Source organism: Pseudescherichia sp. L3, assembly GCF_024656065.1.
Taxonomy (GTDB): Bacteria; Pseudomonadota; Gammaproteobacteria; order Enterobacterales; family Enterobacteriaceae; genus Pseudescherichia.
Genome location: NZ_JANKYC010000002.1, coordinates 727,890 through 742,372 on the forward strand (window position 1 = coordinate 727,890; position 14,483 = coordinate 742,372).

The window sequence follows — 14,483 nt, forward strand, 5'->3', positions numbered from 1 at the left end:
GGCTTGCCCTTGCCTTCCCTAACTATAGAAAATTGCGCATGATCCGCAGAAAATTTCGGCATAACAGGTGGGCTTATCTCTGGCAATCTCGGTCTGGTGGCATAGACTAAAAGTGTCAACACAAACCGGAACCTCAACAACGCGTTCGAGCGAGGGGTGTTGATGTCGGGGGAAACCCTCCTGTAAAAGAGCGGGATAGAGCGAAAGACAAAGACCGGAAATAACTAAAGCGCCCTTGTGGCGCTTTAGTTTTATTTGTCGTTCGCCTCATCTTCTAACAGACGGGCCCCGGTTCCCTGCTCTCCCAGCCGGTCGCCTGGGTTACGTAGCGGACAGTCGCTGCGCGACAGACAGCCACAGCCGATACAGCCATTCAGATCGTCCCGTAGCGCCTCAAGCGTATGAATACGTCTGTCCAGCTCCTCCCGCCACTGGGAAGAGAGCTGCTCCCACGTTTTGGCATTCAGCGTATGACCCGCAGGCAGCACGCTCAGCGCTTCGCCGATGGTCGCCAGAGGAATACCGATGCGCTGGGCAATCTTGATGATGGCCACATAGCGCAGCACGTCACGGGTATAGCGCCGCTGGTTGCCCTCATTACGGACGCTTTTAATCAAGCCTTTACTCTCATAAAAGTGCAGAGCCGAGACGGCGACCCCGCTACGCCTCGCCACTTCGCCAGGGGTCAGCATCGCTTTTATGCGCGGCAATTTCTTTTCCATAAAGCTCTTTACCTCAAGTTAACTTGAGGAATTATACTCCGCTTCAGACCAAACGACGACTTCAGCACTGAAAAAGAGGCAGCAGTATGTCCCATCAGCAAATTATTCAAACGCTTATTGAATGGATTGATGAACATATCGACCAACCCCTGAACATTGATGTAGTGGCGCAGAAATCCGGATACTCTAAATGGTATTTGCAGCGGATGTTTCGTGCGGTGACTCACCAGACGCTGGGGGATTATATCCGTCAGCGGCGGCTGGTAATGGCGGCAGAGGCGCTACGCACGACGCAGCGGCCAATCTTTGATATTGCGATGGAGCTGGGGTACGTCTCGCAGCAGACCTTTTCCCGCGTGTTCCGGCGGGAGTTTGACCGCACGCCGAGCGATTACCGGCATCAGATGTAGCGCAGGCAAATCAGCGCAGCGACTGCCGGGTCCACGCCATAAAGTCCTGCGGCGACAGGGCCTTTGCGAAGTACCAGCCCTGGCAATACTGCACGCCACGCTTTAATAGCCAGGTCACCTGCTCTGAGGTTTCCACACCTTCGGCAATGATCTTGAGGCGTAAGCTTTGCGCCATCTCAATGATGTGTTCCGCAATCAGATGGCTGGTACTGTTGGTGGTCAGCGTATCGATAAAGGACTTATCGATTTTCAGAATATCGACGTTCAGAGAATATAAATTGTGCAGGTTGGAATAACCGGTACCAAAATCATCAATCGCCACCTCATATCCCGCCTGACGAAACGCCTGGATAACCGGCGTTGTTTTCGGCACATCGATAAATCCACGCTCGGTAACTTCAATTTTAATTTGCTGAGCCTTGACGGCATGCTGTTGGGCTTTATCAGAAATTAAAGCAATCAGGCGAGAGGAGTGGAAGTCCGAAGCGGATAGGTTAATTGAGATATAGAGCTGCGGATTTTCTGATAAGAAACGGCCTAAATCAGCGAAGACTTCCTCAACCGCATAATCGGTTACCCGTTCAATGAGCCCCTCTTTTTCGGCTAGCGGTATGAATTCCGCCGGGCTCATCACCTGCCCTTCAAAACCAGGCCAGCGTAACAGCGCTTCGGCCCCCACGCACTGGCCGGTTTTAATATCAATAATTGGTTGATAATTGAGCCGAAGCTGGCGTTTTAGCAAGGCGCGATGCAATAGACGGCGCGGCGAATTAATTTCCTGGTGGGTTCGGGACCACATTAGCAAAATAATGATGCTGCAAATCATCCCCAGCGGCAGCGTGAGCGTCGCCTGGTGATAGAGAAACTGGAAATAGCGATCGCTGGAGGTCGAGACAATAATCGCTATGGGGCGCTTTTCAGAGTTGGCGATGGTATAGAAACGCCCGGCATGCTGAAAGGTAAAATCGTTATTCTGTATCAAACCTGCCAGTACCCGGGCATCTGCCGTTGGGCTCACCGAGAAGAACGCCTTGGTTATCGTGTCATACAGGCCGTAGGCCAGCGAGGGGTCATCCGACATGACTTCGCTATAGGCCAGCGGATTGACTACTATCGCATAATGACCGCGCTGCATATAGACCATCTTATAGCCAGCATAAAACGGCGTGTCACGATAATAGTAGTTGGAGATATCCGGAGAACGCGTATATTCCGCTGCGGGAATAATATAGGGTTCGGCGGGCGCCAGTGAGGTGGAACATAAAAAACGATTGCCGTTGGCGTATATTATATCAGCAACGTAGAGCTGCCCGCGGATAATATTGAGCATATTATAGCGATGCGCTGGCGAACAGATCCGGCCTTTAAATTTCTCTGCTTCGCTGCGAGCGCTATCAACCTGCTGAATAACCAGCTCGGTTTTATCCAGTGCAAGTTGCGCAAATGAACGCAGCTGTATGCCGGTCTCTTTAACGGCGCGGATGTGAGCAAACCATAGCGCCAGCATCACAGGCAGCAAAACTACCATGATGATCCCGACAATCCTTAGCGCCTTGCGGCGTGCGCTATGATTCATTTCCGCCCTATATCCCTGCTTGATGTGTGCCTGCATTGTCGGCAGGAAGCTTTGATAAACAGGTGATTACGTTGCATGAATCATCAGACATTAGCAACCGACTTTTATCATTAATAACCTAATATTTGGTTATGACGATAATATTTGTCCGTAAGCCAAACTAAAAGTGTTCGCCCTGTTTATATTAAGGAAAATAATTATCCAGCTATCATTGCCGGTTTTTCGTTACGCCACAGGGGATCGCTGATTAAGCCAAACTGCCAGGGCAATAAAAAAGGATGCGCGCTGCGTCTATTTTTTCGTCGGTGTAAACCAGCGTTGAGCGAATAATGCCCGCACTTATTCCCGTACATTTTCAATGGTTAAAGCGTCGTCAAAAAGCGCACGCTGCGACTGGCTAATAAAAGAACAAATGTGATATAGTTCACATATATTGTGATACATCTGATGAAACAAAGTACAGAAAATGGCTACCTTTACCACCAGCGTTGTCCTGCTGCGCTGGCAGCTTATGAGCGCAATCCTGATGTTTTTAGCTAGCTCGCTGAACATCAAATTCCGTAAATCTGACTACATAGGGCTGGCGGTCGTTAGTAGCGGCCTCGGCGTAGTAGCGGCCTGCTGGTTCGCCACCGGGCTGCTCGGCATTACCCTGGTCGACGTGGCGACTATCTGGCACAACATCGAAAGCATAATGATTGAAGTCGCCAGCCACGCCCCGCCAGAGTGGCCTGTGGTCATGACCTGAGTAAAAAAACAAAAACCCCGACGCGTCGGGGTTTTTTTATGGTTTACGCGAGCTTAGCGCGCACTCAGAACGGAATGTCGTCATCAAAGTCCATCGGCGGCTCGTTGTTAGACGGTGCCGGAGTGGACTGCTGCGGACGCTGCTGTGCGCCGCCGCTGAACTGGTTCTGATTGCCGCCCTGCGGCTGCTGAGGCTGACCCCAACCGCCCTGCTGGCCACCGCCCTGCTGACCGCCTGCCGGTGCACCGCCGCCCTGACGGCCGCCGAGCATCTGCATGGTGCCGCCCACGTTCACCACCACTTCAGTGGTGTATTTTTCCACGCCGGACTGATCGGTCCATTTGCGGGTGCGCAGGGCACCTTCGATGTAAACCTGAGAACCTTTACGCAGATACTCACCGGCCACCTCGGCCAGTTTGCCAAACAGCACAACGCGGTGCCATTCGGTCTGCTCTTTCATCTCACCGGTCGCTTTATCACGCCAGGATTCGGAAGTAGCCAGCGTAATGTTGGCTACTGCGCCCCCATTCGGCATGTAGCGTACTTCCGGGTCCTGGCCCAGATTACCGACGAGAATCACCTTGTTTACGCCTCTGCTGGCCATGGTTGTGTCTCCTGAATACGTTTCTTAATCTCAATAGTGTAAGCGCGCGATTGTAACTTACCAAGCGACGCTTTGATACCTTGCGAGAAGGATTCCAGTAATCCGTCCGCCATGCGCTATTTTCGCACAAATGCGCCTGGGATGCATTCTTATACTGTATATCCATTCAGGTTTTTTTGTGTCATAATTAACCGTTTCAGTTCAGTTCGCCGGATGTCCTTCAAACATACCGAGCGCCGAGTCTCATACCGGGAAAGGTGAATGGATAAGATAGAAGTACGGGGCGCGCGCACCCACAATCTCAAGAATATCAACCTCGTTATCCCACGCGACAAACTGATTGTCGTCACCGGGCTTTCAGGTTCAGGTAAATCATCCCTGGCTTTCGACACCCTCTATGCCGAAGGTCAGCGTCGCTACGTTGAATCGCTCTCCGCCTATGCGCGCCAGTTCCTGTCGTTAATGGAAAAGCCGGATGTCGATCATATCGAGGGGCTCTCGCCCGCGATCTCTATTGAGCAGAAGTCGACCTCGCATAACCCACGTTCGACCGTCGGGACCATTACCGAGATCCACGACTACCTGCGTCTGCTATTTGCCCGCGTAGGCGAGCCGCGCTGCCCGGATCACAACGTGCCGCTGGATGCGCAGACCGTCAGCCAGATGGTGGATAACGTGCTGTCGCAGCCGGAAGGCAAGCGCCTGATGCTGCTCGCACCGATCATCAAAGAGCGTAAGGGTGAGCACACCAAGACGCTGGAGAACCTGGCAAGCCAGGGCTATATCCGTGCGCGTATCGATGGTGAAGTGTGCGACCTCTCGGATCCGCCGAGTCTTGAACTGCATAAAAAACATACTATCGAAGTGGTCATTGACCGCTTCAAGGTGCGGGACGATCTGACCCAGCGCCTGGCCGAGTCGTTTGAAACCGCGCTGGATCTCTCCGGCGGGACGGCGATTGTTGCCGATATGGACGATGCGAAGGTGGAAGAGCTGCTCTTCTCCGCTAACTTTGCCTGCCCGATCTGCGGCTACAGCATGAACGAGCTGGAACCGCGCATGTTCTCCTTCAACAACCCGGCCGGGGCCTGCCCGACCTGTGACGGGTTGGGCGTACAGCAGTATTTCGATCCAGACCGCGTGATCCAGAACCCGGAGCTGTCGCTGTCCGGCGGCGCGATCCGCGGCTGGGATCGCCGTAACTTCTACTACTTCCAGATGCTACGCTCGCTGGCGGATCACTATAAGTTTGACGTTGATGATGCCTGGGAAAGCCTGAGTGCGTCGGTGCAAAAAGTGGTGCTGTTCGGCTCCGGTAAAGAGAGCATCGAATTCAAATACATGAACGATCGCGGTGACACCTCCGTGCGCCGTCATCCGTTTGAAGGCGTTCTGCACAACATGGAGCGCCGTTACAAAGAGACCGAGTCCAGTGCGGTACGTGAAGAGCTGGCGAAGTTTATCAGCAACCGTCCGTGCGCCTCCTGTGACGGCACGCGCCTGCGTCGTGAAGCGCGCCACGTCTTCGTTGAGGATACGCCGCTGCCGGCAATCTCCGACATGAGCATCGGCCACGCAATGGACTTCTTCAACAACCTTAAGCTGGCAGGCCAGCGGGCGAAGATCGCCGAGAAGGTGCTGAAGGAGATTGGCGACCGTCTGAAGTTCCTGGTAAACGTCGGTCTCAACTACCTGACTCTCTCCCGCTCGGCGGAGACCCTCTCCGGGGGTGAAGCGCAGCGCATCCGTCTGGCAAGCCAGATCGGTGCCGGCCTGGTCGGGGTGATGTACGTGCTGGATGAGCCGTCCATCGGTCTGCACCAGCGCGACAACGAACGCCTGCTGGGCACGCTGATCCACCTGCGCGACCTCGGCAACACGGTGATTGTCGTTGAGCATGATGAGGACGCCATCCGCGCCGCCGACCACGTGATTGATATCGGTCCAGGCGCAGGCGTTCACGGCGGTCAGGTGGTGGCGGAAGGCCCGCTGGATGCCATCATGGCGGTACCGGAGTCGCTGACCGGCCAGTTCATGAGCGGCAAGCGGCAGATCGCCGTACCGAAAGATCGCGTACCTGCCGATCCGTCGAAGGTGCTGAAGCTCTCCGGCGCACGCGGTAACAACCTGAAGGACGTTACGCTGACCCTGCCGGTAGGCCTGTTTACCTGCATCACCGGCGTCTCCGGCTCGGGCAAATCGACGCTGATCAACGATACGCTATTCCCGATTGCCCAGCGCCAGCTTAACGGTGCGACCATTGCCGAGCCGGCACCCTACCGTGAGGTTCAGGGTCTGGAGCACTTCGACAAGGTGATAGATATCGACCAGAGCCCAATTGGTCGTACTCCGCGCTCAAACCCGGCTACCTATACCGGTGTCTTTACGCCGGTGCGTGAGCTGTTTGCCGGCGTGCCGGAGTCACGCTCGCGCGGCTACACCCCGGGGCGTTTCAGCTTTAACGTGCGCGGCGGGCGCTGCGAGGCCTGTCAGGGCGACGGCGTGATCAAGGTCGAGATGCACTTCCTGCCGGATATCTATGTGCCGTGCGACCAGTGCAAAGGCAAACGCTATAACCGCGAAACGCTGGAGATCAAATACAAGGGCAAGAGCATCCATGAAGTGCTGGATATGACCATCGAAGAGGCGCGTGAGTTCTTTGATGCCGTTCCGGCGCTGGCGCGGAAGCTGCAAACCCTGATGGACGTGGGACTCTCCTACATCCGTCTCGGCCAGTCTGCCACCACGCTTTCGGGCGGTGAGGCGCAGCGCGTGAAGCTGGCGCGTGAGCTGTCAAAACGCGGTACCGGTCAGACGCTCTATATTCTGGACGAACCGACCACAGGCCTGCACTTTGCTGACATCCAGCAGCTGCTGGAAGTGCTCCACCAGCTGCGCGATCAGGGCAACACCATCGTCGTTATTGAACACAACCTCGACGTGATCAAAACGGCGGACTGGATTGTCGATCTCGGTCCGGAAGGGGGCAGCGGCGGCGGCGAGATCCTCGTCTCCGGTACGCCGGAAACGGTCGCAGAGTGCGAAGCCTCGCACACTGCCCGCTTCCTTAAACCGATGCTGAAATAGTTAGACGGAAAGCTGCTGCCTGACCGCGTCAGGCAGCGCTTCCACCGCCAGCTTGTAAGACGCATCCACCAGGTAGTAAATCTGCGAATCGGGCAGCGACCCATCAAGAAAAACCGTGCTCCAGTGCGCCTTGTTCAGACGCGCGCTTGGCCGTACATCTGCATTTTCGCTGCGCAGCAGCTCGGCCAGTTCCGGGCTGGTTTTCAGCGACACCGCCGGGCGGTTATCAACGTCATGCACCATCGCAAACAGTACGTCTGCTACTTTGATCTGCGTAGCCTTCCAGTCGCTGTGTACGCTCTGCTCCGCGCCTGGTTTACCCATGCAGTAGGGCAGCAGTTCCGAATTGATCATTTCTCTTCCCCTTGTAGTGTTGCGATGATTTTGCGTGACCCGCCGTGAATGCGGTGCTCTCCTAACCAGATACCCTGCCATGTCCCCAGCTGTACGCGGCCGTTCTGCACCGGCAGCAGCAGCGATACGCCAAGCGTCGAGGATTTAATATGGGAGGGCATATCGTCCGGCCCCTCAGCATCGTGCTCGTAGCGGACACTGTCCGGCACCGCCTGCAGAAAATGCTGCTCCATATCATGACGCACGGTGGGATCGCAGTTTTCATTCAGCGTGAGAGAGGCGGAGGTGTGCTGTAGCAAGAGGTGCAACAAACCCGTTTTGATGCGGTTAAGGGAAGGAAGCTGTTCCAGCACCTCGTCCGTCACCAGATGGAAACCGCGTGGCTTTGCGCCAAGCCTGAGAGTTTGTTGATACCACATAGCGTGCTCCAGAGTTATTTCACCTGATGCTAAGTGTGTAACACGTAGGGCAGAACAGCCAGAAAAGGAGGAAAATAAGGCAACCTGGCGATTGCCTTTTGCCGATCAATACTCGGAGTTGACGATGACCTCTTCGCCATACATTCCCGCCTGCGGCAGGGGCCGATAGGTAGAGTTAGAGGCGCGCAGCACGCGAATGCCCCGTGCACCCACTTCACGAGCGGCGCGAATGTCGTTATCCGAGTCGCCGTAGAACATCTTGATCTGCTTATCCTGCAGCCACTGGGTTTTGGTGTTCTGGCCCGGCTGGTCACCGGCAAAGATCACCGGATTCATATTCGCAGCGGGGATCTGAAAATCATCCTGTAGCGTTTTTGACACGGTCTCGGTTTTGGTCTGGCTACGCCCGGTCACGAAATAGATCGCATCGCCACGTTTGACGTGCATAGCGATCAGCGTCCGCGCCACCTCTTTCGGAATGCTGAACGCATCCCAGCCGTTGTTCATCTTCTCCCAGAATTCAGGATTGTGCAGATACGCTTCGCTCTGCGGTGAAAAGGTCTCTTTGCCCCGCCAGAAGCCTGGACTGGAGAAGAGCACGGTATCATCGATATCAAACCCAACGGCCATCGGCGGGCGGCCCTGGAGGCTATTTTCAATTTGCGCGACGGAGACCCAGTGAATGGGTGCTTGCTCAGCCAGTTTCGCAACGTTGGTTCCCGGATAGAGCGGCGAGGGAACGGAGGCGTGCGCGCTGGCAGCGCCTACGGTAAACAGCAGACAGAATGCACTGAGTGCGAGAGGCATTTTACGCATATTCATCCTTAAACGTGATAATCAGGCAGGATTTTCCCCGGCATTACGCCGGGGAAGGCGCGTATTATGCCATCACAGCGGCAAAGGCCTGTGCGACGCGGTGCACATTACTGCTATTCAGGCCCGCCAGGCACATACGTCCGCTGGCAATCAGGTAGACACCAAACTCTTCACGCAGGCGGGTAACCTGCGCTGCGCTCAGCCCGGTATAGCTGAACATGCCGCGCTGCTGTAACAGATAGTCAAAATTATGCCCCGGCACCGCCTCGCGCAGCACGTTCACCAGCTCATGGCGCATGGCAGAGATGCGCAAGCGCATCGCTTCAACTTCCGCCAGCCACTGGGCTTTCAGGGTTGCATCACCCAGCACGGTGGCCACCAGCTGCGCGCCAAAGTTTGGCGGACTGGAGTAGTTGCGGCGTACGGTGGCTTTCAGCTGCCCCAGCACGCGCCCGGCGGTGTCGGCATCGTCACAAATGATAGACAGGCCGCCGACGCGCTCACCGTAGAGCGAGAAGATCTTCGAGAAGGAGTTGCTCACCAGCCCTGGCAGACCAGCATCGGCGATGGCGCGAATAGCGTAGGCATCCTCTTCCATGCCGGCGCCAAAGCCCTGATAGGCGATGTCGAGGAACGGGATCAGCTCGCGCGCTTTCAGCACCTCGATGACTGCGTCCCACTGAGGATTGGTCAGGTCAGCCCCGGTTGGGTTATGGCAGCACGGATGCAGCAGAACGATACTGCGGGCGGGTAGGGTTTGCAGTTTTTCCAGCAGGGCGTCAACGCGCACGCCGTTGGTTTCGCTATCAAACCACGGGTAAGTACTTACTTCGAATCCGGCCCCTTCAAAGATGGCGATATGGTTTTCCCAGGTCGGATCGCTAACCCAGACGCCGGAGTCAGGGAAGTAGCGCTTCAGGAAATCGGCACCCACCTTCAGCGCGCCGGAGCCACCGAGCGTCTGGATAGTCGCAACGCGGTTCGCCTTCAGCACCGGATGTTCAGCACCAAACAGCAGCGGCGCGATGGTGTGACGGTAGCCCGGCAGGCCTTCCATTGGCAGATAGAGCGATGCGCCATGCGGCTGGGCGTTCAGGCGCGCCTCCGCTTCGGCCACGGCCTGCAGCTGCGGGATCAGGCCGTCTTCGTTGTAGTACAGGCCGATGCTGAGGTTTACCTTATCGCTACGGGGATCTTCTTTGAAACGCTCCATCAGCGTCAGAATGGGGTCGCCAGCGTAGGCGTCAACGTTTTGAAACACGCGGTGGTTCTCCAGGTTTACAGGCGGGGTTTCAAACACAATAAACCGGAAGCGGATAGAGATCGAGGAGTTGTTAGCATTTGTAGGCCCGGCAAGCGCAGCGCCGCCGGGCGCAACCATTAATCTACATATTGCATCGCGACCCGAGACGTCAGCCGCGTAATAAGTTCGTAAGCACTTACTTTTGTAATCTCAGCGATGCGCTCTACCGGTAGCCCGTCGCCCCACATCACCACCGGATCGCCTGTACGCTCCTGGGCCTCTGGCCCAAGGTCAACGCAGATCATATCCATCGCCACGCGCCCGACGATAGGCACTTCGCGGCCGTTGATCAGCACTGGCGTACCGGACGGCGCGGCGCGGGGATAGCCATCGCCGTAACCCATCGCCACCACGCCGAGACGCGTATCGCGCTCGCTGGTCCAGGTTCCGCCGTAGCCTACTGGCTCACCCGCACGGTGCGGACGCACGGCGATCAGCGTTGAAGTCAGGGACATGACCGGCTGAAAGCCAAAGTCAGCGCCCCAGGGCTTTTGATCCAGCGGCGAGACGCCATAAAGAATGATGCCAGGACGGACCCAGTCAAAATGGGCCTGCGGCCAGAGCAGAATGCCGCCGGAGGCCGCAATAGAGCGCAGGCCCGGCTTACCTTCGGTGAAGGTGTTAAAGATATCCAGCTGCTGCTCGGTTGCACCACACTCTGGCTCATCGGCCCGGGCAAAGTGGCTAACGATATTCACCGGCTGGCGCACGTTTTTACAGGCGCAAAGACGCTGGTAGAACGCGCTGGCCTCTTCAGGGCGCACACCCAGCCGATGCATGCCGGTATCGAGCTTCATCCAGACGGTGATGGGTTCAGGCAGCGCCGCACTCTCCAGCGCCTCCAGCTGCTCAATATTGTGCACGGCGGTATGCAGCTTGTGCAGGGAGAGCGTAGAGAGATCGTCGGCAGAAAAGAACCCCTCCAGCAGCAGAATGGGCTGGGTAATGCCGCCCGCACGCAGGGTTAGGGCCTCTTCGAGACGGGCAACGCCAAAGGCGTCGGCGTCGGGGAGCGTTCGCGCGGTCTCCAGGAGACCGTGTCCATAAGCGTTCGCTTTCACCACTGCAACCAGTTTGCTGGCGGGAGCCAGCTCGCGCAGGCGTTGCAGATTGTGTCGCAGAGCGCGGCGGTTGACTACTACGGTTGCCGCTTGCATGTTAATCCTTCATTGATAGAAATATTAATCTCTTAAATCATTCGAGCTACAGGAAGGCAGCAAGCAAGTGAATCCCCAGGAGCTTACTGAAGTAAGTGACTGGGGTGAGCGAGCGCAGCTAACACACCTGTAGCTTGAAGGGTGACAGAGATTACTCATCGTCATACTGTGGTCCCGCATAGTTATCAAAGCGCGACCACTGCCCGTTAAAGGTCAGGCGTACCGTACCAATCGGGCCGTTACGCTGCTTACCAATAATAATTTCCGCGATGCCTTTCAGATCGCTGTTCTCGTGGTACACCTCATCACGGTAGATAAACATGATCAGGTCGGCATCCTGTTCGATAGAGCCGGATTCACGCAGGTCGGAGTTGACCGGGCGCTTATCGGCACGCTGCTCCAGGGAGCGGTTAAGCTGCGACAGGGCCACGACCGGCACCTGTAACTCTTTCGCCAGCGCCTTCAGCGAGCGGGAGATCTCCGCGATCTCCAGCGTACGGTTGTCGGAGAGCGACGGAACGCGCATCAGCTGCAGGTAGTCGATCATGATCATGCTCAGGCCGTCATGCTCGCGGAAAATCCGGCGGGCGCGGGAGCGCACCTCGGTCGGCGTCAGGCCAGAGGAGTCATCGATATACATGTTACGCTTCTCGAGCAGAATACCCATGGTGCCGGAGATACGCGCCCAGTCCTCATCGTCAAGCTGGCCGGTACGGATGCGGGTCTGATCGACGCGGGAGAGCGACGCCAGCATACGCATCATGATCTGCTCGGCAGGCATCTCCAGGCTGAAGATCAGCACTGGCTTATCCTGCAGCATCGCGGCGTTTTCGCACAGGTTCATGGCGAAGGTGGTTTTACCCATCGACGGACGCGCCGCCACGATGATCAGATCCGAACGTTGCAGGCCCGCCGTTTTCTTATTCAGATCCTGATAGCCGGTATCAACGCCGGTAACGCCGTCGTGGGGCTGCTGAAAGAGCTGCTCAATACGCGCAACGGTGGCCTCAAGGATCTGATCGATGCTTTTCGGCCCTTCGTCTTTATTGGCCCGGTTTTCGGCAATCTGGAAAACGCGGGACTCGGCGAGATCGAGCAGGTCTTCGCTGGTACGGCCCTGCGGATCAAAGCCCGCGGTGGCGATTTCGTTAGCCACCGAGATCATCTCGCGCACCACCGCACGTTCGCGGACGATGTCGGCATACGCGCTGATGTTCGCCGCGCTTGGCGTATTTTTCGATAGCTCTGCCAGATAGGCAAAACCGCCTACGCTGTCCAACTGGCCCTGCTGCTCCAGCGACTCCGCCAGGGTGATCAGGTCGATGGGCTTGCTCATCTCCTGCAGGCGATGCATCTCAGTGAAGATATGCCGATGTGGACGGGTATAGAAATCTTCCGCTACAACGCGCTCGGCAACGTCGTCCCAGCGTTCGTTATCCAGCATTAAACCGCCCAACACCGACTGCTCCGCTTCGATTGAGTGTGGCGGCACTTTCATCCCCTCGACTTGCATGTCGCGGGGTTCAGTCTGTTTGTTGAAGGGTTTATTTCCTGCCATAGTGAATGGAGTACCGAGATAAATTGTGGGTCGAAACTTTATCATATTTTGGATTATGACACCCGACCCTAATGATACCCTGGCTTAGGATCTTTGGGAGGAAACATGGCAACAAGAGTTGAATTTCACAAGCATGGTGGCCCTGAGGTATTAAAAGCGGTGGAGTTTACCCCCACCGATCCGGCAGAGAACGAGGTGCAGGTCGAGAACAAGGCTATTGGTATCAACTATATCGATACCTACATCCGCAGCGGCCTCTATCCGCCGCCGGCGTTGCCAAGCGGTCTCGGTACAGAGGCGGCAGGCGTAGTGAGCAAAGTCGGTAAAAACGTTAGCCACATTAAGGCAGGCGATCGGGTGGTCTATGCCCAGTCAGCGCTGGGTGCCTACAGCTCGGTGCACAACGTGCCTGCGGATAAGGTCGCTCTGCTGCCAAATGCCATCTCCTTTGAGCAGGCGGCCGCCTCGTTCCTTAAAGGACTGACGGTCTTCTATCTGCTGCGTAAAACCTATGAGATCAAGCCCGACGAGCCGTTTCTGTTCCATGCGGCGGCGGGCGGCGTAGGGCTTATTGCCTGCCAGTGGTCCAAGGCGCTGGGCGGGAAGCTGATCGGCACCGTGGGTAGCGCGCAGAAGGCGCAGCGGGCATTGCAGGCCGGCGCGTGGCAGGTGATTAACTACCGCGAAGAGAGCATCGTTGAGCGCGTTAAGGAGATCACCGGCGGTAAAAAGGTGCGCGTGGTCTATGACTCGGTAGGAAAAGATACCTGGGAGTCCTCGCTGGACTGCCTACAGCGTCACGGCCTGATGGTCAGCTTCGGCAATGCCTCTGGCCCGGTCACCGGCGTTAACCTCGGCATTCTTAACCAGAAAGGTTCCCTGTATGCCACCCGCCCTTCCCTTCAGGGTTACATCACTAACCGGGAGGAGCTGGAGGAGGCGAGCAACGAGCTGTTTTCACTGATTGCCAGCGGCGTGATTAAGGTAGACGTGGCGGAAGATCAGAAGTTCCCGCTGGCGGAGGCGCAGCGCGCGCACGAGACGCTGGAGAGTCGGTCAACGCAGGGATCGAGTTTGCTAATCCCCTGATTCCCTCTAAATAATTCGAGTAGCAGGAAGGCGGCAAGTGCGCGAGTCCCCAGGAGCTTACATAGGTAAGTGACTGGGGCGAGTAAGCGCAGCCAACGCACCGGCTGCTTGAAGTATGACGAGGGAAAAGAATTAGGGCTTCCCTTAAGGAAGCCCTTTCTTTTTTTTAGTTCGGCTGTATGTAGGGTACAGCTCGATGAATTCAAAAGACGCGCAATAGTGACAGATTCGATACCTAAATCCTATGCGGTTTGGCTGAACCTGCCAGAGAAAAATGCCAGGTTGTGATCAAGACCGCATAACTTAGTAACGCCAGCGGCTATTACGCTGATACAGCGGCAGTTTTGGCTTTTTCACCGCCCGGATAACCCAGACGATGGCCACCGCCAGCAGCAGCCAGGGCAGCAGTTTAAACATCAACGCAAACAACCCACCGACGAACATCAGCGCCGTGGCCACTGCCAGAGCAACAATAATGCCCAGCAGCGAGACGCCCGTTACCAACAGCATCATAAAAAATCCAATCACAAACAGTAGTTCCAGCATGGCTTTTCCCCCTTAATAGTTACCCAACCTATTACAAGAATCGTGCCAGAGTGTAATTTATTGATAATAAAGCAAAACGCCCCGCAGAGTGCTG

General features: G+C 56.2%; 14 protein-coding genes. 4 read left to right on the forward strand and 10 right to left on the reverse strand.

What is annotated here, in order from left to right; genetic code table 11:
- Window positions 1–251: 251 nt before the first annotated feature.
- Window positions 252–722, reverse strand: coding sequence for a redox-sensitive transcriptional activator SoxR (gene soxR / locus NR795_RS14980; RefSeq protein WP_144816721.1), 471 nt, complete (start codon window positions 720–722; stop codon window positions 252–254).
- A gap of 86 nt (window positions 723–808) precedes the next feature.
- Here soxR and soxS point away from each other — a divergent pair, with 86 nt between their 5' ends.
- Window positions 809–1,132: a superoxide response transcriptional regulator SoxS gene (gene soxS, locus NR795_RS14985; RefSeq protein WP_042388822.1), complete on the forward strand. Its 324-nt coding sequence runs from the start codon at window positions 809–811 to the stop codon at window positions 1,130–1,132.
- Window positions 1,133–1,142: 10 nt separating this feature from the next.
- Here soxS and NR795_RS14990 read toward each other — a convergent pair whose 3' ends face one another.
- Window positions 1,143–2,708 carry an EAL domain-containing protein gene (locus NR795_RS14990; protein ID WP_257758622.1) on the reverse strand — a complete coding sequence of 522 codons (1,566 nt, stop codon included), beginning with the start codon at window positions 2,706–2,708 and terminating at the stop codon, window positions 1,143–1,145.
- Between the two features lie 466 nt (window positions 2,709–3,174).
- Between NR795_RS14990 and NR795_RS14995 the strand changes: the two genes are divergently transcribed.
- A complete protein-coding gene (locus tag NR795_RS14995; protein ID WP_144816725.1) occupies window positions 3,175–3,456 on the forward strand; it encodes a YjcB family protein in 282 nt (93 codons plus the stop codon).
- Window positions 3,457–3,520: 64 nt separating this feature from the next.
- Here the strand turns inward: NR795_RS14995 and ssb1 are convergent, their stop codons facing one another.
- A complete protein-coding gene (gene ssb1, locus NR795_RS15000) occupies window positions 3,521–4,060 on the reverse strand; it encodes a single-stranded DNA-binding protein SSB1 (protein WP_144816727.1) in 540 nt (179 codons plus the stop codon).
- Window positions 4,061–4,321: 261 nt separating this feature from the next.
- Between ssb1 and uvrA the strand changes: the two genes are divergently transcribed.
- On the forward strand, window positions 4,322–7,147 hold the full coding sequence (gene uvrA / locus NR795_RS15005; RefSeq protein ID WP_144816729.1) for an excinuclease ABC subunit UvrA: 2,826 nt from the start codon (window positions 4,322–4,324) through the stop codon (window positions 7,145–7,147).
- Here uvrA and NR795_RS15010 read toward each other — a convergent pair whose 3' ends face one another.
- From NR795_RS15010 to dnaB, 6 genes are all read right to left on the reverse strand, one after another.
- Window positions 7,148–7,501 (reverse strand): MmcQ/YjbR family DNA-binding protein, encoded by a 354-nt coding sequence (locus tag NR795_RS15010; protein ID WP_144816731.1) that lies wholly within the window; start codon window positions 7,499–7,501, stop codon window positions 7,148–7,150.
- A complete protein-coding gene (locus tag NR795_RS15015; RefSeq protein ID WP_257758623.1) occupies window positions 7,498–7,920 on the reverse strand; it encodes a secondary thiamine-phosphate synthase enzyme YjbQ in 423 nt (140 codons plus the stop codon). Before NR795_RS15015 ends, NR795_RS15010 begins: the two co-directional genes overlap by 4 nt.
- A gap of 105 nt (window positions 7,921–8,025) precedes the next feature.
- Window positions 8,026–8,736: an acid phosphatase AphA gene (gene aphA, locus NR795_RS15020; RefSeq protein ID WP_257758624.1), complete on the reverse strand. Its 711-nt coding sequence runs from the start codon at window positions 8,734–8,736 to the stop codon at window positions 8,026–8,028.
- Between the two features lie 64 nt (window positions 8,737–8,800).
- On the reverse strand, window positions 8,801–9,997 hold the full coding sequence (gene tyrB / locus NR795_RS15025; protein ID WP_257758625.1) for an aromatic amino acid transaminase: 1,197 nt from the start codon (window positions 9,995–9,997) through the stop codon (window positions 8,801–8,803).
- 119 nt (window positions 9,998–10,116) lie between these two features.
- The gene (gene alr / locus NR795_RS15030; RefSeq protein WP_257758626.1) at window positions 10,117–11,196 is read right to left on the reverse strand and encodes an alanine racemase; all 1,080 of its coding nucleotides are present in this window, start codon (window positions 11,194–11,196) and stop codon (window positions 10,117–10,119) included.
- Between the two features lie 151 nt (window positions 11,197–11,347).
- Window positions 11,348–12,754 (reverse strand): replicative DNA helicase, encoded by a 1,407-nt coding sequence (dnaB, locus tag NR795_RS15035; RefSeq protein ID WP_042388864.1) that lies wholly within the window; start codon window positions 12,752–12,754, stop codon window positions 11,348–11,350.
- Window positions 12,755–12,859: 105 nt separating this feature from the next.
- Between dnaB and NR795_RS15040 the strand changes: the two genes are divergently transcribed.
- A complete protein-coding gene (locus tag NR795_RS15040) occupies window positions 12,860–13,843 on the forward strand; it encodes a quinone oxidoreductase (protein WP_144816742.1) in 984 nt (327 codons plus the stop codon).
- 303 nt (window positions 13,844–14,146) lie between these two features.
- Here the strand turns inward: NR795_RS15040 and pspG are convergent, their stop codons facing one another.
- On the reverse strand, window positions 14,147–14,389 hold the full coding sequence (gene pspG / locus NR795_RS15045; protein ID WP_042388868.1) for an envelope stress response protein PspG: 243 nt from the start codon (window positions 14,387–14,389) through the stop codon (window positions 14,147–14,149).
- Window positions 14,390–14,483: the final 94 nt, after the last annotated feature.

Coding starts and splice junctions, on each gene's coding strand:
- NR795_RS15040 (WP_144816742.1), top strand. CDS start 12,860: ATGGCAACAAGAGTTGAATTTCACAAGCATGGTGGCCCTGAGGTATTA.
- NR795_RS14995 (WP_144816725.1), top strand. CDS start 3,175: ATGGCTACCTTTACCACCAGCGTTGTCCTGCTGCGCTGGCAGCTTATG.
- pspG (WP_042388868.1), bottom strand. CDS start 14,389: ATGCTGGAACTACTGTTTGTGATTGGATTTTTTATGATGCTGTTGGTA.
- NR795_RS15010 (WP_144816731.1), bottom strand. CDS start 7,501: ATGATCAATTCGGAACTGCTGCCCTACTGCATGGGTAAACCAGGCGCG.
- uvrA (WP_144816729.1), top strand. CDS start 4,322: ATGGATAAGATAGAAGTACGGGGCGCGCGCACCCACAATCTCAAGAAT.
- soxS (WP_042388822.1), top strand. CDS start 809: ATGTCCCATCAGCAAATTATTCAAACGCTTATTGAATGGATTGATGAA.
- aphA (WP_257758624.1), bottom strand. CDS start 8,736: ATGCGTAAAATGCCTCTCGCACTCAGTGCATTCTGTCTGCTGTTTACC.
- ssb1 (WP_144816727.1), bottom strand. CDS start 4,060: ATGGCCAGCAGAGGCGTAAACAAGGTGATTCTCGTCGGTAATCTGGGC.
- NR795_RS15015 (WP_257758623.1), bottom strand. CDS start 7,920: ATGTGGTATCAACAAACTCTCAGGCTTGGCGCAAAGCCACGCGGTTTC.
- NR795_RS14990 (WP_257758622.1), bottom strand. CDS start 2,708: ATGAATCATAGCGCACGCCGCAAGGCGCTAAGGATTGTCGGGATCATC.
- alr (WP_257758626.1), bottom strand. CDS start 11,196: ATGCAAGCGGCAACCGTAGTAGTCAACCGCCGCGCTCTGCGACACAAT.
- dnaB (WP_042388864.1), bottom strand. CDS start 12,754: ATGGCAGGAAATAAACCCTTCAACAAACAGACTGAACCCCGCGACATG.
- soxR (WP_144816721.1), bottom strand. CDS start 722: ATGGAAAAGAAATTGCCGCGCATAAAAGCGATGCTGACCCCTGGCGAA.